This is a genomic window from Streptomyces canus 299MFChir4.1, assembly GCF_000383615.1.
GTDB lineage: Bacteria > Actinomycetota > Actinomycetes > Streptomycetales > Streptomycetaceae > Streptomyces > Streptomyces canus_C.
Genome location: NZ_KB911583.1, coordinates 396181 through 415592 on the forward strand (window position 1 = coordinate 396181; position 19412 = coordinate 415592).

Below are 19412 nucleotides of genomic sequence, written 5' to 3' on the forward strand. Positions count from 1 at the left end.
CGACTCTAACCGGAGGTGATCGTCGCCAGCCGCCGGTAGGACTCCAGCAGGGCCGCGCGGTCGTAGGTGCTGGTCGTGACCAGCACCTCCTGCGCCCCCGTCTCCTTCAGGACCGTCTCCAGCTCGTGGGCGACCTGCTCCTCGGTGCCCGCGAGGTGGCCGGCGAGCCCGGCTTCGTAGAAGCCCCGCTCCCTGGCCGTCATCGGGAGCGACTCGACGCGCTCGGCGGGCGGCAGGGGCGGGAAGGTGCCATGGGTCCGGGAGTACGCCATCGACCAGGCCTCCGGGATCAGCAGGCGCCGCGCCTCCTCGGGGGTGGCGGCCACCGCGACCGTCCCGGAGATGACGACATACGGCTCCCGTGCCCAGGGCGAGGGCCGGAAACGCGCGCGATAGTGGTCGATGCCGCGCTGCATCTTCTCGCGGTTCCTGAGGTCGCCGATGACCATCGGCAGTCCCGCGCGGGCCGCGATCGCGGCGCCCTCGCCCATGGCCAGCACGAAGGGCGGCACGGTCAGGCCCTCGGCCGGGCGGGCCCGCACCCCCGTCGGAGAGGTGCCGCGGAACCAGCCGAGCAGCTCCTCCAGTTGTACGGCGAAGTCGTCGGCGTCGTCCTTGCCGCGGCCCAGTGCCTTGCGCACGCCGTCCGTGAAGCCGACCGAGCGGCCCAGACCCATGTCGATCCGGCCCGGGAAGAGGGACTCCAGCACCCCGAACTGCTCGGCGACGACCAGGGGTTGGTGGTTCGGCAGCATCACGCCACCGGTGCCGATCCGGATCGTCTCCGTGGCCGAGGCCACGGCGGCCGCCAGCACCGTCGGCGCGGAGCCCGCGACTCCCGGCACGCCGTGGTGCTCCGAGACCCAGAAGCGGTGGTATCCGTGTCCTTCCAGCTCCCGCGCCAGCCGGACCGTGTCCTGGAGCGCCTGCGCGTTCGTACCGCCCTCGCGGGTGCGGGAGCGGTCGAGGACGGAGAAGCGGGTGGCGGCGGTCAGGGAACTCACACGGGATTCAACGCGTGACCGGGTGCGGTATTCCCCCCACCGGGACCGCCACCGGGACCGTCACGAAAACCGGGTGACCGCGATCCCCGCAGGTCAGCACAATGGCCTCGTGACCGTCCCGAACATCCTGCTCTCCGGCATCGTCGGCTCGACCGCGTACGGACTCGCCCGCGAGGGCTCCGACGTGGACCGGCTCGGCATGTTCGCCGCGCCCACCGAGACCCTGCTCGGCCTGCACACGCCGAAGGAGTCCCACGTCACCACGGCGCCGGACCGCACCCTGCACGAGGCGGCGAAGTGGTGCCGGCTCGCCCTCGGCGGCAATCCGACCGTCATGGAACTGGTGTGGCTGCCCGACGAGCTGTACGAGGTCCGGACCGCGCTCGGCGACGAACTCATCGCCATCCGCGGGTCGTTCCTGAGCGCCCAGCGGGTCCGGGACGCCTATCTCGGGTACGCCACCCAGCAGTTCAGGAAACTGGAGAGCCGTGCCGGCGACCACCGCACCGCCAAGCACGCCCGGCATCTGAAGCGGCTCTGCCACCAGGGCCTGGAGCTGTACACCACCGGACGGCTCACGGTGCGGGTCGAGGACCCCGAGGAGTACCACCGCTTCGGGGACGCCGTCGCCGCCGATCCGGCCTCGGCCCGGTCGCTGCTCGCCCATTACGAGTCCGCGTTCGCCGAGACCCGCAGCGCGCTGCCGGACCGGCCCGACGAAGGGCGGGCCGAGGCGTGGCTGCGGCGCGTCCGCGCGGAGTTCTACGACACGGCCGCGTGAGCGCGCGCTTCAGTGACCGTAAGAGTCAGCGGCGGCGCCGGGACCGCACCCTCGCCTCCCGCGGCGGCTCGATGAACTGCATCTCCAGCGTCAGCGGCGGCTCGGCGACCCCCGGACCGCCCGCCGCCGCCCACTGCACGACCTCCTCAGTGCCCGCGTCGTCCATGACGAACCCGATCCACGCGGCCCGCCCACCCGCCCGGCGCCCGGCCGCCGAGGGGCGCACGACGATGACGTTCGCCTGGTCGCACGGCCCCAGGCAGTCGGTCGTACGGACCTGGAAGCCGTGTTCGGCGGCGCCGGCCCGCAGCAGCTCCAACTGCCAGGTGTGGTCGGTGCCGGGGTGCTTGCGGGCGTCGCCGCAGCAGCAGCCCCGGCAGACGACGAGCGTGCAGGAGCCGGAACCGGAGCCGGTCAGGAACGTGCGGGGCGTCGGAGGCATGGGAGAAGCATGCAACCCGCACTGATCGCCGAGTGCCGGCGGGGTGCCCCTGGAGCCAGGAGCGCGAGGCGGTTGCCGGGGCTAGGGTGGCTGGGGTGACCGACAGTGACAAGCTCCCGCTCGCCGTGTTCGACCTGGACAACACCCTGGCCGACACGGGCCACCGACAGCGGTTCCTGGAGCGCGGTCCGCGCGACTGGGACGGGTTCTTCGCGGCCGCGCCCGAGGATCCGCCGATCCCCGAAGGCATCGCCCTGGTGCTGGAGAGCGCCGGGGAGTGCGAGATCGTCTACCTCACCGGCCGCCCTGAGCGCTGCCGACGCGACACGCTGGCCTGGCTGGCCGACCAGGGCCTCCCGGAGGGGCGCGTGTACATGCGCCGCAACGACGACCGGCGGCCCGCCCGGCGCACCAAGCTGGAGATCCTGAAGCGACTCGCCGGAACCCGGGAGATCCGAGTCCTGGTGGACGACGACGAGTTGGTCTGCGAGGACGCCCGACGGGCCGGATTCACCGTCGTACAGGCGCGCTGGACCGCCCCTTCCGCGAGCCTGGAGGTGGCGCAGGAGCGGGAGGGGCGGACCTGACAGCCGTCAGTCGGACTCGTCGAGGCGGAAGCCGACCTTCAGCCCCACCTGCCAGTGCAGGATCTGTCCGTCCTCGATCTGGCCCCGCACTTGGGTCACCTCGAACCAGTCGAGATGGCGAAGGGTCTGCGAGGCGCGGGAGATGCCGTTGCGGATCGCCTGGTCGACGCCGTCCGGCGAGGTGCCGACGATCTCGGTCACCCGGTAGGTGTGGTTCGTCATGGTTCCACCGTGCCTCAGGCGACGGCGGAGCGCGAGCCGTCCGCCCCTATCTTGGGTGCATGGACGGTATGCCTCGTGACATCCCCGCGCCCACGATCGTGAACCCCCTGCGCCAACTCTCCCTGGAACAGCTCCGACGGCGTACCAGCATGAAGTGGCGGACGTACCCCGAGGACGTGCTGCCGCTGTGGGTCGCCGAGATGGACGTCCCCCTGGCCGAACCGGTCGCGCGGGCCGTCCGGGACGCGGTGGCGCTGGGAGACACCGGGTACCCGTACGGGACGGCGTACGCCGAGGCGCTGGCCGACTTCGCGGGCAAGCGGTGGGGCTGGGACGGGCTCGCCGTGGAGCGGACGGCGATCGTCCCGGACGTGATGCTGGGCATCGTCGAGATGCTCAAGCTGGTCTCCGGGCCGGGCGACCCGGTGGTCGTCAACTCACCCGTGTATCCGCCCTTTTACCAGTTCGTCGGGAACATGGACCGACAGGTCGTGGAGGCCCCGCTCGGTGCGGACGGGCGGATCGACCTCCAGGTCCTGGAGGCCGTGTTCGAGCGGGTCGGCAGGAGCGCCGGCCGCCCCGCGTACCTTCTGTGCAGCCCGCACAACCCGACCGGCACCGTGCACTCCGCCGGGGAACTGACGGACGTGGCCGCGCTGGCGCGGACGCACGGGGTAAGGGTCGTGGCCGACGAGATCCACGCCCCGCTCCTCGCGGCCGACGCCACGTTCGTCCCCTACCTGAGCGTTCCCGGTGGGGGAAGCGGGCTGTCCCTGATGTCGGCCTCCAAGGGGTGGAACCTGGCCGGGCTCAAAGCCGCCGTTGCCGTCGCCGGGCCTGACGCGGCCGAGGACCTCGCGCGTCTTCCCGAGGAGGTCGGACACGGTCCCAGCCATGTCGGCGTCCTCGCCCACACCGCCGCGCTGCGGGACGGCGGCCCCTGGCTCGACGCGCTGCTCGCCGGTCTCGACGACAACCGCCGGCTGCTGGCCGACCTCCTCGCCGGGTCACTGCCCGCCGTGCGCTACGAACCCGCCGAGGCCACCTTCCTCGCCTGGCTGGACTGCCGGGCGCTGGGGCTGGGCGACGACCCGGCGGCCGTGTTCCTGGAGCGCGGTCGGGTCGCCCTGAACTCCGGCATCCCGTTCGGCACGGGCGGTGGCGGCTTCGTGCGGCTGAACCTCGCGACCTCACCCGAGCTGATCACCGAGGCGGTGCGGAGGATGGCCGCCGCGCTCGGATGACCGCGGGGGCCGGGACGAGCCCGGCCCCCGCGGCCCGGGCTACCGCACCACGCTCAGCGACAGCGCGAACCGGCCCTCGCCGTCCGTCCACCAGTGCGCCAACTCAAGTCCCGCGGCAGCCAGTTCGCCGCGGACACCCTCCTTGCGGAACTTCGCCGAGATCTCGGTGCGCAGTTCCTCGTCCGCCGCGAAGTCGACGGCCAGGTCCAGCGCCGGAACCTTCACGGTCTGGTCCGTGCGGGAACGCAGGCGCATCTCGATCCACTCGTTCTCGGCGTCCCAGAGGGCCACGTGGTCGAAGGCGCCCGGATCGAAGTCGGCGCCGAGCTCGCGGTTGACGACGGTCAGGACGTTCTTGTTGAACGCCGCCGTCACCCCGGCCGCGTCGTCGTACGCCCTGACCAGCACGTTCTCGTCCTTGACCAGATCCGTGCCGAGCAGCAGCGCGTCACCGGGGGACAGCAGGGAGCGGACGGAGGAGAGGAACGCGGCGCGCTCGACCGGCAGCAGGTTGCCGATCGTGCCGCCGAGGAAGGCCACCAGACGCGGGCCCGGCGTCCCCGGCAGGGACAGGCCGCCGGTGAAGTCGGCGATCAGCGCGTGCACGCTCAGCTCCGGACGCTGGGCGATGAGCGCGTGACCGGCCTGGGTCAGGGCACTCTCGCTGACGTCGACCGGGACGTACGTGTGCAGTCCCGTCAGCGCGTCGAGCAGGTACCGGGTCTTCTCCGACGAGCCGGAACCCAGCTCGACCAGCGTGCGGGCGCCGGTCGCGGCGGCGATCTCGCCGGAGCGTGCGACGAGGATCTCCCGTTCGGCGCGGGTGGGGTAGTACTCGGGCAACTCGGTGATCTGCTCGAAGAGTTCGCTGCCGTGGGCGTCGTAGAACCACTTCGGCGGCAGTGTCTTGGGCGTGTGCGTCAGGCCCTTGAGGACATCGGCGCGCAGGGCGGCCTCGGTGGCGTCCTCGGGCAGGGTGCGGGTCAGCAGGAACGGGCTCACGTGCGGGGCTCCTTGAGTGGTTCCAAAGACTTCAGTGGCGTCAGCAGGACTTCGGTGCGGCTCGCCGTGAGCAGCGTGCGGTCGGGGACCTCCCGCCAGTGCGGATCGTCGTCGTACGGCTCGGAGGCCACGACGGTGCCGGTGCCGGGGCGCCGGAGGTACCAGAGGGTGTCGCCCCATGCGGTCGCGGCGATGGACTCCCCGTTGGTCAGCAGGAGGTTGAGCCGGGAGTCGGGGGCCGCCTCGGCGACCTCCAGGACCGTGTCGGCCAGCGCCTGGCCCTGCTCGTCGCCGCCGCGCAGCCGGTTCAGGACCAGGGCCCACACGAACGCCGAGTCGTTGCGGGCCTCCATGGACAGCAGCTCCGCCGCGGGAAGCGAGGCGGCCAGGGGGGCCAGTGAGCCGGGCCAGCCCTTGACCGCGCCGTTGTGGCTGAACAGCCAGGGCCCGGAGGCGTACGGTGCCGCGGCGGCCTCGGCGTCGGCTCCCGCCAGGGTGGCGTCCCGTACGGCGGCCAGGATCGCGGTGCTCCTCACCACCCGGGCCAGGTCCGCGAAGGACAGGTCGGCCCAGATGGGTCCGGCCCGCCGGTACCGCGCCGGCGCGGGGTCGCCCTCGGCGTACCAACCGACTCCGAAACCATCGGCGTTGACGGTGCCGTGCCGCTGCCGGCGCGGTGCCCAGGACTGGCGGTACAGGCTGTGCGCGGGCTCCGTGAGGAGCCGGCCGAGCGGCTCCTCGGGCCCCAGATAGGCCAGATGACGACACATCAGACGGCTCCTGCGGAACGGGCCGTGCGGAAGCCGGAGAAGATCTGCCGCCGGATCGGATAGTCCCAGTTGCGGAAGGTGCCCCGGCAGGCCACCGCGTCCACGGCGAACGAGCCGCCGCGCAACACCTTGTGGTCGGGGCCGAAGAACACCTCCGAGTACTCCTTGTACGGGAACGCCTGGAAGCCGGGGTAGGGCTCGAAGTCGCTCGCCGTCCACTCCCACACGTCACCGATCAACTGCCGTACACCGAGCGGAGACTCGCCCTCCGGGAAACTGCCCGCGGGGGCGGGGCGCAGGTGCCGTTGACCCAGGTTGGCGTGCTCGGGTGCCGGGTCGGCGTCGCCCCACGGGTAGCGCATCGAGCGGTCCCCGGCCGGGTCGTGACGGGCCGCCTTCTCCCACTCCGCCTCCGTGGGCAGCCGCCGGCCGGCCCAGCGGGCGTAGGCGTCGGCCTCGTACCAGCACACGTGGACCACCGGCTCGTCGGGCGGCACGACCTCGGTGACGCCGAAGCGCCTGCGCAGCCATTGCTTGCCGTCGCGGCTCCAGAACAGCGGGGCGTGGATGGAGTGACCGCGGATGTGCGCCCACCCGGCCGGGGCCCACCAGCGCTCGTCGTCGTAACCGCCGTCCGCGATGAAGGCCTGGTACTCGGCGTTGGTCACCGGAGTGGTGTCGATGTAGAAGGCGTCCACCTCACGCCGGTGCGCGGGGCGTTCGTTGTCCAGCGCCCACGGCTCGTCGGAGGTGCCCATGGTGAACGGGCCGCCGGGGACGAGGACTTCGGCCGGGCCCGTGAACAGCGGTGCCGGGTCCGGGTCGGGGGCGGTCAGGGCCTGGGGGCCCTTGCGGAGCTGATGGGTGATCAGCATCGTCTCGTCGTGCTGCTGTTCATGCTGCGCGATCATCCCGAAGGCGAACCCGGCCTCGGTGAGCCGGGTTCCGTGCAGCGCGCTGCCCTCCAGGACGTCCAGGACCCGTCCGCGCACCTCCGACGCGTAGTGCCGGGACTCGGCGGGCGTCAGCAGGGGCAGCGTGGGGCGTTCGGAGCGCGGGTGCTCGAAGGCGTCGTAGATGCCGTCTATCTCGGGCCGTATCGCCTCCTGCCCGGCGACGGTCCGCAGCAGCCACTGCTCCTCCTGGTTGCCGATGTGGGCGAGGTCCCACACGAGCGGCGACATCAGCGGCGAGTGCTGGGCGGTCAGGTCGGGGTCCTCCACACAGCTGGTGAGGAGGGTCGTACGGTCCCGCGCGGTGACCAGGGTGGTGACGGCCCGCTCGCGGAAGGCCTCGGGGTCGACGGAGGGGTCGACGGACGGGTTGGTCATGTGCGGATTTCCTTCCCGAGTGAACCGTGCGTCCGGTCCAGCAGATCGTCGGCGGGGCAGCGGCCCCGGATCACATAGCGGTGCAGGTAGGCCCCGACGGCGTCGGCGACCTCGGTGGTGGCGCCGAGCCGGGGCAGGGCCTCCAGGGCCGCCGCGAAGCACGCGATCGCGGCCTCGTGCAGTTCGGGGTCGGCCAGACCGTGGCGGGCCGCGTCGATCCACAGCGGATTGTGCGGGGCGGGCATCGACAGGGTGCGCTCGGCCAGCGGCTTCACCACCCGGTAGGCGGTCTCGGCGGCCTCCGGGTCGTCGAAGAGCGCCGCCGTCACCGCGAGCGGGACGATCCAGCCGTCCTCGCCGGGCTGGGCGTCGATCATGCGCAGTTCCAGATGGCCGCGCGGCCTGACCGGCGGGAACAGGGTCGAGACGTGGTAGTCGAGATCCTCCCGCGTCGGCTGTCGCGGCGTCCCTGACCTGGCCCACTCCCGGAAGGAGAGCCCCTCCGGGACGTCCCAGGGGCCGCTGTCCCGCCGTATGCACATCACGGGCGCGTCCAGGACGTGCCGGGCCCAGGCGCCGCGCGGGTCGGTGCCCAGGTCGGGGCCGCCCGCCCGGCCCTTGCCGATCTCCGTCCACCGCAGCTGGCGGGTCGAGAGCCAGCCGGTGGGCTCCGAACCGGCGAGCGGGGAGTTGGCGAAGGCGGCCACCAGGACCGGGCCCAACTGGTGCGCCAGCCACCAGCGGCGCCCCAGGCCCAGGGGGCCGGGCTCCTCGTGGCCGGCGTCCACGCACACCTGCACGGAGGCCGAGGTGCACATCATGGCGCGCCCTGCCGGACCGGTGCGGTCCAGACAGGCCTCCATGGCGTCGTAGCGCGGCTCCCGCAGATATCTGCGGGGCGGATGCCAGGGGTCGTGGCCGAGGCCGACGAGGCCGAGACCCTGCTCGGCGAGGGCCGCCCGGACGGCGGCCAGATCGGCGGAGACGGTACCGATGCACTCCATCAGGGAGTCGGCGGGCTGCGAGCTCAGCTCCAGCTGGCCGCCCGGTTCGACGGTGAGCGCCGACTTCAGGGGCACGGTCCGCAGTGCGGCGTAGGCCGCCGCGAGTCGTTCGGATGTCACGGGGAGCCGCGGGCTGCGCAGCTCGTGGACGAGCCATTCCACTTCCACCCCGATACGTCGGGGCGGACCGGTCTTGAAGCAGATGCCGCGGACCAGGGCCTCGAGCTCTGCTTCGGGGAGCGAGGTACGCGGCTTCGTACAGTCGGCCGGCGTACAGTCGCTGGGGGTGTCGGACATATCGTGATCCTCCTGAGATTCCACCATGCCACCGGTCCGGGGATCAGGTGGGTCGGACCGGCAACACTCGTCCCACCCAAGACCCTCGTCTCGTTCCGCACAAGGGGGTACATCCTTGCATTAGGGGCTGTGGATCTTCGTTTTCCCAGGATTTTCGAGGTGTTTTCGGTTGTGCCGGGCGCAGGAAAACTCTGTTGCACGGCCGCACCGGTATCGCCCACGATTCCAGCATGAGCACGACGGGGGAAACCGCGCGGCGTGCGGTCATGGCGTCCACGGGGGTGGCGCCATGAGCGCGCGTCTGCGCGGGATCGCGCAGGAGACGGAACGGATCGTCGCGGCGGGGCACTATCGCGCGCCGGACGGACGCCAGGTCTCCATCGCCGCCGAGATCGAGGCGGCGCGGGCGGGGACGCGGATGTACGGACCGGGGACCCTGGCGGTGCCGGACTTCGCCGCTGTGGACACGTTCTTCGAGGTCACGGGGGAGAGCAGTCTGGAAGCGGCCCAACGGCTCGGCGGCCGTCCTGCCGTGCTCAACTTCGCCTCGGCCCGCAATCCGGGCGGCGGCTATCTGAACGGCGCCCAGGCCCAGGAAGAGGCCCTGTGCCGTGCTTCCGCGCTGTACACCTGCCAGCTCCGGGCCCGCGAGTTCTACGACCACCACCGGACCCACCGCGACCCCTTCTACACCGACCGGGTCATCCACTCACCGGCCGTACCGGTGTTCCGTGACGATCGCGGCGCCCTGCTGGACTCGGCGTACCTCGTGGGTTTCCTGACCGTGGCCGCCCCGAACGCCGGGGTGGTGCGGCGCACGTCACCCGAGCGCGTCACCGAGCTGCCGAGGGCCCTCGCGGCGCGTGCCGGGCAGGTCCTTTCGGTGGCCGTGACGGATGGCTACCGGCGGCTGGTGCTGGGCGCCTGGGGCTGCGGGGTCTTCCAGAACGACCCCGCCCAGGTGGCGGGGGCGTTCCGGACGCTTCTCGGGCCCGGCGGACGCTTCGGCGGTGCCTTCGAGCACGTGGTGTTCGGGGTGCTGGACCGGACACGGGGTGCGGTGGTGCGCGAGGCGTTCGTCCGGGCCTTTGCCGAGGAGCGACTGCTCCGAACGGGTTAGGTCCTGTCGTTTGGATCAGGTCGGCTGTGAGGTCCGGTGCCTTCCGGCCGACCCGAGCGGGGTCTGGTGCGTGCCGCTGCGAGGCGGGGGAGGGAGTCGACGCGATGGGGGAGTCGGCGACCGACGACAACGCGGCTGGGGGCACCCCCTCTCGGGGAGTGCGTGCCAGACCCCGCGACGCCGGGCTGATCCAACCGACAGGGCCTGACCGTCAGGTCCAGCCGTACCGCTCGTGCAGCCGCTGCCTGACCAGGTTGAACCGTCCCCGGTCCAGCGCGCACGCCTCCCGGCGCATGCCCTCCTCGTGGAGACGCAGGACGCGGTCGACGTCCACCCAGGAGTCCCGGCCGGTCCGGTCCCAGGGGCCGCTGCCGATCGGCACCCACTCCCGGTCCCCGTCGTGCCGCTTGCTCGACAGCTGCACGGCGAGGACGGTGCCGGCCGCCTCCCGGGCGACCACGAGCACGGGACGGTCCTTGCCGCGTCCGTCGTTCTCCTCGAAGGGCACCCAGGTCCACACGATCTCCCCCGGGTCGGGGTCGCCGTCGTGCGCGGGGGAGTACTCGGTGCGCACCCTGCCGACCTCGCGCGGGTCGGTCTCGGTGGTGGCGGTGGCGCCGAAGCGGCCGGGGACGTTCTCATCGGTAAACGCAGTCACGGGAGGCACCTTATGGTGTCCTGGCCGGCGAGGGCCTGCCGCGCCCGTGCGGTGAACGCGGGCGGCCCGGGGCCCTTTTCTCCAAAGGCCCCGGACCGCTCGCCCTCTACTCCTGGACCGGCACCTTCTGGGCGGGCGGCGGTGCGGCGACCCCGTTGAGCGAAGTCCCGTTCTGCGTATGCCCGTTCTGGTTCATCGACGCCAGCAGCTGACGGGCCAGACCCAGCCCGGTGCCGCCCATGGTGAGCGCCTTGGCGAGCATGTCCGCCATGCCGTCGGCGCCGTTGAGGACCACCATGTTGTCGACGTTGCCGAACGCGGACGCGCCCGCTTTGACGATCTCCGGCCAGTTCTCGGCGAGTTGCTGGGCGACGACCGCCTCCTGGTTCTCGGCGAGGGCGGCGGCGCGGGCCTTGATGGCCTCCGCCTCCGCGAGACCCTTCGCCTTGGCCGCCTCGGCCTCCGCGAGACCCCTGGCCTGAGCCGACGCGGCCTCGGCCTCACCGGTGGCCCGGGTCGACGCGGCCATGGCCGTACCGCGGGCCTTGGTCGCCTCGGCCTCGGCACTCGCGGCCGTCTTGACCCGCGTCGCCTCGGCCGCCGCCGCGAGCTCCGTCTCCTTCGCCTTGGCCTCGGCCCCGGAGATCCGCGCGTCACGCTCGGCCTCGGCGAGGGTGCGCTTCTCGTAGGCCTTGGCGTCCGCCGGCTTGCGGACGTCGGCCTGGAGCTGTTGTTCGCGTCGGTGCGCCTCGAGTTCGGCGACCCTGGTCTCCTGGACGACGACCTCCTGCCGGGCGGCGGCGTCGGCGAGCGGACCGGCCTGGCGCGCCTTGGCGCCCGCCTTGTCCCGCTCGGCCTGGTAGCCGGCCTGGAGGATCTCGCTGTCCCGGGTGGCCTGCGCCATCCGAGCGAACGACTGCTGCTCGGCCTCGGTGGCCAGCCGGTTCGCCTCCGCCTGGGCGATGCGCGCGTCCCGTTGGACGGCGGCCGCGTGCGGCATCGCCAGGTTCTGGATGTACCCGGTCGGGTCCTCGATCTCATGGATCTGCAGGGAGTCGACGATGAGCCCCAGCTTCTCCATCTCGGTGCCGCACGCGGCCCGGGTCTGCCCGGTGAGCTTCTCCCGGTCGCGGATCATGTCCTCGACGGTCAACCCGCCGACGATGGACCTGAGATGACCGGCGAACACGTTGTGCACCCGCTCCGACATCAGCTTCTGCTGGTCGAGGAAGCGGCGCCCCGCGTTGGCGATCGACACGAAGTCGTCGCCGACCTTGAAGATGACCACGCCCCGCACCTTGAGCGGAATGCCCTGGTGGGTCACGCAGTCCACGTGCAGCTCGGTCTCGTTCAGGTCGAGCGAGAGCTTGCGCACCGCCTGCACACCGGGCAGCACCAGCGTGCCCCGCCCGGTGACGATGCGGAATCCCATGCCCGCTTCGAGCCCCTCGGTCTTGTGGTTGGACCCCGAGATGATCAGTGCCTCGTTGGGTTCCGCGACACGCCACATCAGTTTGAACAGACCGATCAGAACGGCGATGGCAGCTACGGCCACCCCCGCAACGACGCCGACAACCATCGGCATACGCCCCCTTGTGATGGTGCCCTTTCGGCACCGAACGAAGGGAGTGTGCGCCCGTTCGAGGCGCGGGTGAAGACGTCAACGAATCCTTGTCGCAACCTTGATACACGCCTCTCACCTGCGCGTGAGCGGGCTCAACTGTCGTACGCCGCCTGCACGTAGACCGTCCTCGGCGGCAGGTACTCCACCACCATCACCACCGTGCCCCGCTCGATCCGGTCCGTGCCGGTGGCGGGGTAGGCGAGGAAGTGCTCGGCGCCGCCCCGCACCCGGACGATCACCTCGCCGACGAGCCCCGGTCCGATCGTCCCCGTGACCCGTCCCATGAGCCCGACCATCGCCGCATCGTCCATGGTCACAGGGTACGGGCCGGGCTGCTCAGGCGGCCGGGGAATCCACGGTGGCGAGGGGTCGAGGCCAGAGTTCGTGCCAGCGCAGTTCGGCCTCCAACTGCGCGGCGAGCGACAGCAGCAGCGGTTCGCTGTTCGCGGGACCGAGCAACTGGGCGCCGACGGGCAGCCCGCCGACGAACCCGGCGGGCACGTTGACCCCGGGCCACCCCAGCACGTTCCAGGGCCAGGCGTACGGACAGGCGGCGATCATCGCGCGGTCCGTGGCCAGTCCGCCGAGCCGGAGCATCGCCCCGATGGCCGGCGGGGGAGCGGCCGTCGTCGGGGCGAGGACGACGTCGTACGACGTGAAGAACCCGCCGATACGGCGGTGCAGGACCGCCTCCGCCCGCCGCGCCGCCCTCAGCGGCACCCCGCCGAGCAGTCCGCCGAGCCGGGCCGCGTCCCGGGTGCGGCGGTCCAGGAGCGCGGGGAAGGGCGCCTCGCGGACCCGCTCGGCGATGCCGGCCGTGGCGCGCGGGATGAAGGTGAGCCCGATCTGTCCGTACGGCGGATCGGCCTCCTCGACGGTGTGCCCCAAGTCGCCCAGTTTCCCGGCGAGTTCGACGACGCGTGCCCGTACTTCCGGCTGGAGCCGGGCGGGCAGCGCGGTGAACGGCGGCTTCAGGGCGAGTGCGATGCGCAGCCGGCCGGGATCGCGGCCGACCGCCGCGAAGGCGTCGACGGCGGGCGGCCGATGCGGGTCCAGGGGGTGGTTTCCGGCGGCCGCGTCGAGGAGGAGGGCCGCGTCGGCGACCGTGCGGGCCAGCGTGCCGTTGACGGTGATGCCCTGGAAGGACTCGCCGCGCGGCCAGGTGGAGATACGGCCGCGCTGCGGCTTGATGCCGACGAGGTGGGTCCAGGAGGCGGGGATCCGTACCGAACCGGCCCCGTCCGAGCCGAGCGCGGCGGGCACGAGACCGGCGGCGACGGCCGCGGCGGACCCGCCGGACGAGCCGCCCGGCGTGTGCTCGGGGCTCCAGGGATTGCGGGTCGCGCCGAAGGCCGGTCCCTCGGTGAACGGCCACTGCCCGAACTCGCAGGTGTTGGTCTTGCCGACGATCACGGCCCCGGCCGCGCGCAGCCGTCGTACCGCCTCACCGTCCCTGACGACCGCCGGGAACTCCCCCTGGCAGCCGAACGCGGTGGGTTCACCGGCCACATCCATGTCGTCCTTCACGGCGACGGGCACCCCGAGCAGCGGTTTGCGCACTCCAGCGGCCAGTTGGGCGTCCGCGGCCTCCGCTTCCGCGAGTGCTGACCGCGTCCGTACGATCCGGAAGGCGTTGAGCGTGCTCTGGCTGCCGTGGATCCGCGCCAGGGTCTGCTCGACGAGCGCCCGGGAGGTGATCGTGCCGTCGGCCAGCGCGCGGGCGGTCTCCACCAGGCCTGCGGAGCGGTCGTACGTCATGCGGGGCACCTCCGGAACTCCGGGACGACGTTGCCTACTGAACGGTAACGTCGGAAAGCGCTTCGCCGGAACGACATCGGAGCGGGAGTCGCGGTTTCGCGGACGCCACAGCGGCCTCACAGCTGCCGCCAGGGGATGCGCAAAGCATTGACGCGTCCTGGTCACAGCCCTACCTTCTGATCGACTTCCCGAACCCTGTTCGGCAGGTCGGACGTCTGGCCGCTCGGACGTCCAGAGCCGCGCTGTGTCCTTGCCCCAGGGAGAGCCGCCGTGACCACACGACCCCCCACGCCGTCCCGCCGCACCCTGCTGCGCGCGATGGCGGCCCTGCCCGCCTCCGCCGCCCTGCTGGGCGAACTGCCCGGCGCGGTCTTCGCCGCCGCCCCGCCGAGCGGTTCCGCGACCCGCTACACGATCGTGCCGTTCCTCAACAGCAACGACGGCACCGTCAACGTCTACCAGTCCGACGACGCCACGGACTTCCGGCTGCTCAAGTCCTCCGCCTACACACCGCCCAGCAACAGGATCCGCGACGCCAGCGTCTTCAAGCACACCGACGGCTACTACTACCTCACGTACACCACCCACACCTGGCAGGACGTCAGCACCACGATCGGCTTCGCGCGGAGCTCCGACCGGGCCAACTGGACCTTCCTGTACGACTACACGGTTCCGATCGCCAACCTGTCCCGCGCATGGGCGCCGGAGTGGTTCGTCGACAGCGACGGCAGCGTGAACGTCATCGTGTCCTGCTCGGTCACCAGCAACGAGTGGATCTTCACGCCGTACCGGCTGAAGGCGACCAACTCGGCCCTGACGGCGTGGAGTTCACCGGTGGCCCTGTCCGGGATCGGCTCGAACCACATCGACACGTACATCGTGAGGACCGGCTCGACGTACCACGCCTTCACCAAGAACGAGACGACGAAGTACATCGAGTACGCGACGGCGTCGTCCCTGACAGGCCCCTACACGATCACCAGGACCGGCGACTGGGCCGGCTGGGGCAGCTACCGCGAGGGCCCGTCCGTGATCCAGCTCGACAACGGCGCCTGGCGGATCTTCTTCGACGGCTACGGAGACGGGAACTACTACTGCAGCGACAGCTACGACACCTTCGCGACCTGGTCGGCCCCGACCGCGCTGCCGGTGGTCTCCGGTACGGCACGCCACTTCACGGTCATCAAGGAGACGGTGTCCGGCGGCCCTTCGCTCGCGAAGAACGTCACACGCTCCTTCCAGTCGGCCAACTACCCGACCCGGTACTGGCAGACACAGTCCTCGCTGCTCAACCTCCCGGTGGTGACCGGCTCCAGCACGGCCGCCGAGAAGTCGGCGTCCACCTTCACGGTCGTCGCCGGCCTCGCCGACGCGGGCGGCCACTCCTTCCGCGACTCCGCCGGCAACTACCTGCGCCACTGGGACTTCCGCGCCCGCTTCGACGCCAACGACGGCACGTCGACCTTCGCCAGGGACGCGACGTTCATCGCCCGCGCGGGTTCGTCCTCGGGAGCGATCCGCTGGGAGTCGTACAACTATCCCGGGTACTACCTGCGCCACTACGACTACCAGCTCCGGGTGGAGCGGACGGCGGGGACGGATCTGTTCCGGCAGGACAGTTCGTTCGTGCCGGTGACCGCCTGGGCCTGAGTCGATCCGGCGGGCTGTCGGCCGGGTCCGCCCGGCACGATCGTCCACACTCGGGTCGCCACCCGGAGGTTGAGCCGGTCCTCGACGTTCGCGAGGTCGTTGGCTAGGTCAAACGGGTGGCCTCGGCGGCCGGTGAGGGTGGCCATGGCGATCCGCCTCGTGCACGACCACCGGGAGAACACGGGCAACCTGGTCCGCACCGCTCGCCCCGAGGGGCCCCGGCCGGAGCGCCCGCATCCGCCGACGGGAGCCAGAGTGTCACGCGGCACCGATGTCACCTCGGGGGCATCCTGGGCACTCGTCCTAGCGGGGTCAGTCAGCCGACGAGTAGGAGCCAGTCATGCGGGTGTCGCCTCAGGACGTCACGGTGGTGGTTCTCCTGGCGGATCCGGACACGCCCACGGAGGTCGCTCAGCGCATGGCCCGGACACTTCCCGGTCGGCTCGCCGACAAGTCGGGCCAGGGGCGGCGGTTCGACGTCGAGGTGGTCAGTGAGCCCTTCACCGCGGGGACGGAGGACCTGCCCACGTTGATGGGTCGGCTCATGGACCGCGGAAGAGCGGAGAACTGGGACATCGTCGTGGCTCTCACCGATCTTCCGCTGCACTCGCACGGGCACAAGCTCGTGGTGGATCTGAGTCATGAACACGGCTTGGCGCTGCTGTCACTCCCTACGCTGGGGGGTCTGCGTCTGCAGACGAGGGCCCGGCGGGCCGTGGAGGAAGCCGTGCTCGGCCTGGCGCGTCAGGAGGCCTCCGGGGGTGAAGGGCCTCCGCAGAGTCAGCCGTCCCTGGGGCGCTTCGTCAGTCGCCTCGCGCCTGTTCACCCGGGCGCGGTCGGTGAGGAGGAGACCGCTGATCTTCGGTACGTCCTCAGGGGGCCGCGCGGCTACCTGAGAGTGCTCGTCGGTATGGTCCGCGCCAACCAGCCCTGGCGGTTGGTGCCGGGATTGTCGAAAGCCCTGGCGGCCGCACTCGCCACGGGAGTGGTCGCCACCGTGAACTCCACCGTCTGGGGCCTGGCCGAGGCCCTGAGCGCGCCGCGCCTCGTGATCGCCATGGTCGGATCCGTCGCGCTCATGATCGGCTGGCTGATCGTGGACGCGCAGCTGTGGCACCGATCGGCGGAGGTCTCGCGGGAGGCGAGGCAGAGGATGAGGCTCTACAACGCCTCGACCGTCCTGACCGTGGGTATCGGTGTGATCGTCTGCTACGCGGGTCTGATGGTCATCAACTTGGTCTGGGCGCTGTTCATCCTCAACGACCAGGTGTTCGCTTCCATGACACGAACTCCGCTGGACTCGACGGACTACTGGACGTTGTCCTGGTTCGTCGCTTCGGTCGCCACGGTGGGCGGGGCATTGGGATCCGGCCTGGAGAGCGACGAGGCGATCCGGGCAGCCGCCTACTCCAAGCGCGAACAGGAACGTCGCCACATGCTCCAAGGCGGCGAGGCCGACCAGCTGGAGACCTGAGCCGGAGATCCGCCGGTGGTCGACCCGACGGTGTGCCGAAGTGCCTCGGCCAGAAGCACCCTGGGGCGGATGGAGGCTCTGGACCGCGCCGGACATCCCGCCCGGCCCCCGAGCTACGACCTGGCCCTGACCAGGCCGGTGTCGTACGCCATGATCACGGCCAGGACGCGGTCCCGTGCACCGATCTTGGCGAGGACCCGTCCGAGGTGTTTCTTCACCGTGGACTCGCTGAGGACGAGCCGTTCGCCGATCCCGGTGTTCGTCCAGCCCTGGCCGATGGCGACCAGGACCTCGCGTTCGCGGTCGCTGAGGGACTCCAGGCGGGGATCGTCGGGGGCAGTCGCGCCCGCCGGCGCGAGGACCTGGTGGGCGTAGGAGTCCAGGAGCCGCCGGGTCAGGCGGGGGGCCACGACGGCGTCGCCTGGCGCGACCGCGCGGATGCCCGCCACGAGTTCCTCGGGGCGGGCGTCCTTGAGCAGGAAGCCGCTGGCGCCGGCGCGCAGACCTTCGTAGGCGTACTCGTCGAGGTCGAAGGTGGTGACGATGAGGACGCGGGTGCGGCCACCGGCGGACGCGTGGTGCGGACTCATGGCCGCCATGGTCCTCGTGCCCAGGTCAGGCGTCGGACTTGCGGAGCCGGTAGGCAGCGCCGCCGAGGGTCAGTGCCACCCAGCCGGCGAAGACCGCGAGCCCCGCTCCCGGGGAGAGGGAGCCGGAAGACTGGTGCAGCGCGTAGACGGCCGAGCCCGCGTTGCTGGGGAAGTACGGATTGATGCTGTCGTAGACCGAGTCGGGCAGCAGTGTGGCGAGGCCGGGGAGGATGAGCAGGGCGCCGACAAGGATCGCGATCGCTCCGGCGGAGGAGCGGACGAGCATGCCCAGAGCCACGCCGAACACGGCCACCAGGGCCAGGTAGACGCCCGCTCCGGCCAGACTGCGCAGCACGCCGTCGTCGCCCGGGGACAGGGCGATCTTCTCGCCGTCCAGACCCGGGGACCCCAGCTGGAAGGCGGCCAGGGCGCCGATCATGGTGAGGACCAGGACGATCGGCCCGATCACGGCGGCCTTGGACCACAGAACCGGCAGTCGGCGCGGTACCGCGGTGAGGGTGGAGCGGATCATGCCGGTGCTGTACTCGCCCGCGGCGAGCAGTACCCCGAGCACACCCACGGCCAGCGACGCGAAGGTCACACCGGTCAGGGCCAGGCTCACCGCGTCGCTGTCGCCGCTGCCGCCCCTCGGGCCGGGCCGCCCGCCGGTCGTGACGCCGGGACTGTAGGTGTAGGAGGCGATCGTCCCGAACAGGACCAGCAGGAACACGGCCACGCCCAGGGTGATCCAACTGGAGCGCAGCGACCAGAACTTGGCCCACTCCGAACGCAGCACCCGGATGCCGGTCACCTTGTATCGCGTGGCGGAGGTCTGGGGATCGGGTGCCGCGGAGAGGCCGGCGAGCTTGCCGGGGCGCTGGGTGCGGCGCAATGCGGAGGTGGGCATCAGGCGGCCTTTCGTTCGGCGCCGGCCGGAGCGCTCTGGTACTCGACCACGTCTCGGGTGAGGTCCATGAACGCCGTCTCCAGGGAGACGGCCTGCGGGGTGAGCTCGTACAGTGCGATCCCGTGCCGGGCGGCGATCGCCCCGATCTCGCGGGCGTCGCGCCCGCTGACCAGCAGCTCCTCGTCGGCGGAGGAGGCGATCGTGACCTCGGGTCCGGCCAGCAGCGCCCGCAGCCTCGCGGTCTCGGTGGTGGCGACCTTCACGCCGCCACCGGCCTCCCGGGTGAAGTCGTCGACCGTGGTGTCGGCGAGCAGCCGGCCGCGTCCGATGATCACCAGGTGGTCGGCGATCAGCGCGGTCTCGCTCATCAGGTGCGAGGAGAGCATCACGGCCCGGCCCTCGTCGGCCAGCGAGCGCAGGAGGTTGCGCACCCACAGCACGCCTTCCGGATCAAGGCCGTTGACCGGCTCGTCGAGCATGACGATCGCCGGGTCGCCGAGCAGGGCCGCGGCGATGCCGAGCCGCTGGCCCATGCCGAGGGAGAAGGCGCCCACGCGCTTTCCGGACACGCTGGACAGTCCCGCCAGCTCGATGACCTCGTCCACGCGGCGGCGCGGGATGCCGTGGGTGTGGGCGAGCGCCATCAGATGGTTGAGCGCGCTGCGCCCGGGGTGGACGGACTTGGCCTCCAGCAGGGTGCCGATCTCGTGGAGCGGTGCGGCCTGGTCGGCGTAGGAACGGCCGGCGACGGTGACCGAGCCCTTGGTGGGGGAGTCCAGTCCGACGATCATGCGCATGGTCGTGGACTTGCCCGCGCCGTTGGGGCCGAGGAAGCCGGTCACCTCGCCGGGCCTGACGGTGAAGCTCAGGTTGTCGACGACCGTCTTGTCGCCGTACCGCTTCGTCAACTCGCGGGCTTCGATCATGGTGATGGGCCTTTCCTGCCT

General features: G+C 71.5%; 19 protein-coding genes and 1 pseudogene. 6 read left to right on the forward strand and 14 right to left on the reverse strand.

Annotated elements, in window-relative coordinates; all coding sequences use genetic code 11:
* Nucleotides 1-5: 5 nt before the first annotated feature.
* Nucleotides 6-1004: an LLM class flavin-dependent oxidoreductase gene (locus H293_RS0105860; RefSeq protein ID WP_020116948.1), complete on the reverse strand. Its 999-nt coding sequence runs from the start codon at nucleotides 1002-1004 to the stop codon at nucleotides 6-8.
* A 109-nt stretch (nucleotides 1005-1113) separates the two neighbouring features.
* Between H293_RS0105860 and H293_RS0105865 the strand changes: the two genes are divergently transcribed.
* Nucleotides 1114-1785: a nucleotidyltransferase domain-containing protein gene (locus H293_RS0105865; RefSeq protein WP_033415283.1), complete on the forward strand. Its 672-nt coding sequence runs from the start codon at nucleotides 1114-1116 to the stop codon at nucleotides 1783-1785.
* Nucleotides 1786-1810: 25 nt separating this feature from the next.
* On the opposite strand, the gene H293_RS0105870 is transcribed toward H293_RS0105865, so the two are convergent.
* The gene (locus tag H293_RS0105870; protein ID WP_020116950.1) at nucleotides 1811-2227 is read right to left on the reverse strand and encodes a (2Fe-2S) ferredoxin domain-containing protein; all 417 of its coding nucleotides are present in this window, start codon (nucleotides 2225-2227) and stop codon (nucleotides 1811-1813) included.
* Nucleotides 2228-2322: 95 nt separating this feature from the next.
* On the opposite strand from H293_RS0105870, the gene H293_RS0105875 reads away from it, so the two are divergent.
* A complete protein-coding gene (locus H293_RS0105875; protein WP_020116951.1) occupies nucleotides 2323-2814 on the forward strand; it encodes a phosphatase domain-containing protein in 492 nt (163 codons plus the stop codon).
* Between the two features lie 6 nt (nucleotides 2815-2820).
* On the opposite strand, the gene H293_RS0105880 is transcribed toward H293_RS0105875, so the two are convergent.
* Entirely contained in the window at nucleotides 2821-3036 is a 216-nt protein-coding gene (locus tag H293_RS0105880) for a dodecin (protein WP_020116952.1), read from the reverse strand.
* A gap of 68 nt (nucleotides 3037-3104) precedes the next feature.
* On the opposite strand from H293_RS0105880, the gene H293_RS0105885 reads away from it, so the two are divergent.
* Complete coding sequence (locus H293_RS0105885) at nucleotides 3105-4280, forward strand: MalY/PatB family protein (RefSeq protein WP_020116953.1); 1176 nt, start codon at nucleotides 3105-3107, stop codon at nucleotides 4278-4280.
* A 39-nt stretch (nucleotides 4281-4319) separates the two neighbouring features.
* Here H293_RS0105885 and egtD read toward each other — a convergent pair whose 3' ends face one another.
* Genes egtD through egtA form a run of 4 tightly spaced genes read right to left on the reverse strand, consistent with a single transcriptional unit; the run spans nucleotide 4320 to nucleotide 8684 of the window.
* A complete protein-coding gene (gene egtD / locus H293_RS0105890; protein WP_020116954.1) occupies nucleotides 4320-5282 on the reverse strand; it encodes an L-histidine N(alpha)-methyltransferase in 963 nt (320 codons plus the stop codon).
* The gene (gene egtC, locus H293_RS0105895; protein ID WP_020116955.1) at nucleotides 5279-6052 is read right to left on the reverse strand and encodes an ergothioneine biosynthesis protein EgtC; all 774 of its coding nucleotides are present in this window, start codon (nucleotides 6050-6052) and stop codon (nucleotides 5279-5281) included. The genes egtD and egtC overlap by 4 nt, the downstream gene beginning before the upstream one ends.
* Nucleotides 6052-7383 (reverse strand): ergothioneine biosynthesis protein EgtB, encoded by a 1332-nt coding sequence (egtB, locus tag H293_RS0105900; RefSeq protein WP_020116956.1) that lies wholly within the window; start codon nucleotides 7381-7383, stop codon nucleotides 6052-6054. Before egtB ends, egtC begins: the two co-directional genes overlap by 1 nt.
* A complete protein-coding gene (egtA, locus tag H293_RS0105905; RefSeq protein ID WP_020116957.1) occupies nucleotides 7380-8684 on the reverse strand; it encodes an ergothioneine biosynthesis glutamate--cysteine ligase EgtA in 1305 nt (434 codons plus the stop codon). The genes egtB and egtA overlap by 4 nt, the downstream gene beginning before the upstream one ends.
* 289 nt (nucleotides 8685-8973) lie before the next feature.
* Between egtA and H293_RS0105910 the strand changes: the two genes are divergently transcribed.
* Nucleotides 8974-9804, forward strand: coding sequence for a TIGR02452 family protein (locus H293_RS0105910; RefSeq protein WP_020116958.1), 831 nt, complete (start codon nucleotides 8974-8976; stop codon nucleotides 9802-9804).
* Between the two features lie 211 nt (nucleotides 9805-10015).
* Here H293_RS0105910 and H293_RS0105915 read toward each other — a convergent pair whose 3' ends face one another.
* From H293_RS0105915 to H293_RS0105930, 4 genes are all read right to left on the reverse strand, one after another.
* The gene (locus H293_RS0105915) at nucleotides 10016-10462 is read right to left on the reverse strand and encodes a type II toxin-antitoxin system PemK/MazF family toxin (RefSeq protein WP_020116959.1); all 447 of its coding nucleotides are present in this window, start codon (nucleotides 10460-10462) and stop codon (nucleotides 10016-10018) included.
* 106 nt (nucleotides 10463-10568) lie between these two features.
* Nucleotides 10569-12047, reverse strand: coding sequence for an SPFH domain-containing protein (locus H293_RS0105920; RefSeq protein WP_020116960.1), 1479 nt, complete (start codon nucleotides 12045-12047; stop codon nucleotides 10569-10571).
* Between the two features lie 131 nt (nucleotides 12048-12178).
* Nucleotides 12179-12397 carry a hypothetical protein gene (locus H293_RS0105925; protein WP_020116961.1) on the reverse strand — a complete coding sequence of 73 codons (219 nt, stop codon included), beginning with the start codon at nucleotides 12395-12397 and terminating at the stop codon, nucleotides 12179-12181.
* A 25-nt stretch (nucleotides 12398-12422) separates the two neighbouring features.
* The gene (locus H293_RS0105930) at nucleotides 12423-13844 is read right to left on the reverse strand and encodes an amidase (protein ID WP_020116962.1); all 1422 of its coding nucleotides are present in this window, start codon (nucleotides 13842-13844) and stop codon (nucleotides 12423-12425) included.
* Nucleotides 13845-14114: 270 nt separating this feature from the next.
* On the opposite strand from H293_RS0105930, the gene H293_RS0105935 reads away from it, so the two are divergent.
* Together H293_RS0105935 and H293_RS0105940 are read left to right on the forward strand one after the other, a co-directional pair.
* On the forward strand, nucleotides 14115-15494 hold the full coding sequence (locus H293_RS0105935; protein WP_020116963.1) for a glycoside hydrolase family 43 protein: 1380 nt from the start codon (nucleotides 14115-14117) through the stop codon (nucleotides 15492-15494).
* Between the two features lie 340 nt (nucleotides 15495-15834).
* Entirely contained in the window at nucleotides 15835-16968 is a 1134-nt protein-coding gene (locus H293_RS0105940) for a hypothetical protein (protein ID WP_020116964.1), read from the forward strand.
* A 113-nt stretch (nucleotides 16969-17081) separates the two neighbouring features.
* Here the strand turns inward: H293_RS0105940 and H293_RS49160 are convergent.
* The 3 genes and pseudogenes from H293_RS49160 to H293_RS0105955 form a co-directional block, all read right to left on the reverse strand.
* Nucleotides 17082-17540 (reverse strand): annotated as a pseudogene (locus H293_RS49160) (LuxR C-terminal-related transcriptional regulator); the annotation flags it as partial.
* Nucleotides 17541-17583: 43 nt separating this feature from the next.
* Nucleotides 17584-18465 carry an ABC transporter permease gene (locus H293_RS0105950; protein WP_020116966.1) on the reverse strand — a complete coding sequence of 294 codons (882 nt, stop codon included), beginning with the start codon at nucleotides 18463-18465 and terminating at the stop codon, nucleotides 17584-17586.
* The gene (locus H293_RS0105955; protein ID WP_020116967.1) at nucleotides 18465-19391 is read right to left on the reverse strand and encodes an ABC transporter ATP-binding protein; all 927 of its coding nucleotides are present in this window, start codon (nucleotides 19389-19391) and stop codon (nucleotides 18465-18467) included. Before H293_RS0105955 ends, H293_RS0105950 begins: the two co-directional genes overlap by 1 nt.
* Between the last annotated feature and the right edge of the window lie 21 nt (nucleotides 19392-19412).

What these genes read in the sequence shown, in the direction of transcription:
- H293_RS0105870 (WP_020116950.1), bottom strand. Translation starts at nt 2,227, where the DNA reads ATGCCTCCGACGCCCCGCACGTTCCTGACCGGCTCCGGTTCCGGCTCC.
- H293_RS0105880 (WP_020116952.1), bottom strand. Translation starts at nt 3,036, where the DNA reads ATGACGAACCACACCTACCGGGTGACCGAGATCGTCGGCACCTCGCCG.
- H293_RS0105885 (WP_020116953.1), top strand. Translation starts at nt 3,105, where the DNA reads ATGCCTCGTGACATCCCCGCGCCCACGATCGTGAACCCCCTGCGCCAA.
- egtC (WP_020116955.1), bottom strand. Translation starts at nt 6,052, where the DNA reads ATGTGTCGTCATCTGGCCTATCTGGGGCCCGAGGAGCCGCTCGGCCGG.
- egtB (WP_020116956.1), bottom strand. Translation starts at nt 7,383, where the DNA reads ATGACCAACCCGTCCGTCGACCCCTCCGTCGACCCCGAGGCCTTCCGC.
- egtA (WP_020116957.1), bottom strand. Translation starts at nt 8,684, where the DNA reads ATGTCCGACACCCCCAGCGACTGTACGCCGGCCGACTGTACGAAGCCG.
- H293_RS0105910 (WP_020116958.1), top strand. Translation starts at nt 8,974, where the DNA reads ATGAGCGCGCGTCTGCGCGGGATCGCGCAGGAGACGGAACGGATCGTC.
- H293_RS0105920 (WP_020116960.1), bottom strand. Translation starts at nt 12,047, where the DNA reads ATGCCGATGGTTGTCGGCGTCGTTGCGGGGGTGGCCGTAGCTGCCATC.
- H293_RS0105925 (WP_020116961.1), bottom strand. Translation starts at nt 12,397, where the DNA reads ATGGACGATGCGGCGATGGTCGGGCTCATGGGACGGGTCACGGGGACG.
- H293_RS0105930 (WP_020116962.1), bottom strand. Translation starts at nt 13,844, where the DNA reads ATGACGTACGACCGCTCCGCAGGCCTGGTGGAGACCGCCCGCGCGCTG.
- H293_RS0105940 (WP_020116964.1), top strand. Translation starts at nt 15,835, where the DNA reads ATGCGGGTGTCGCCTCAGGACGTCACGGTGGTGGTTCTCCTGGCGGAT.
- H293_RS0105950 (WP_020116966.1), bottom strand. Translation starts at nt 18,465, where the DNA reads ATGCCCACCTCCGCATTGCGCCGCACCCAGCGCCCCGGCAAGCTCGCC.
- H293_RS0105955 (WP_020116967.1), bottom strand. Translation starts at nt 19,391, where the DNA reads ATGATCGAAGCCCGCGAGTTGACGAAGCGGTACGGCGACAAGACGGTC.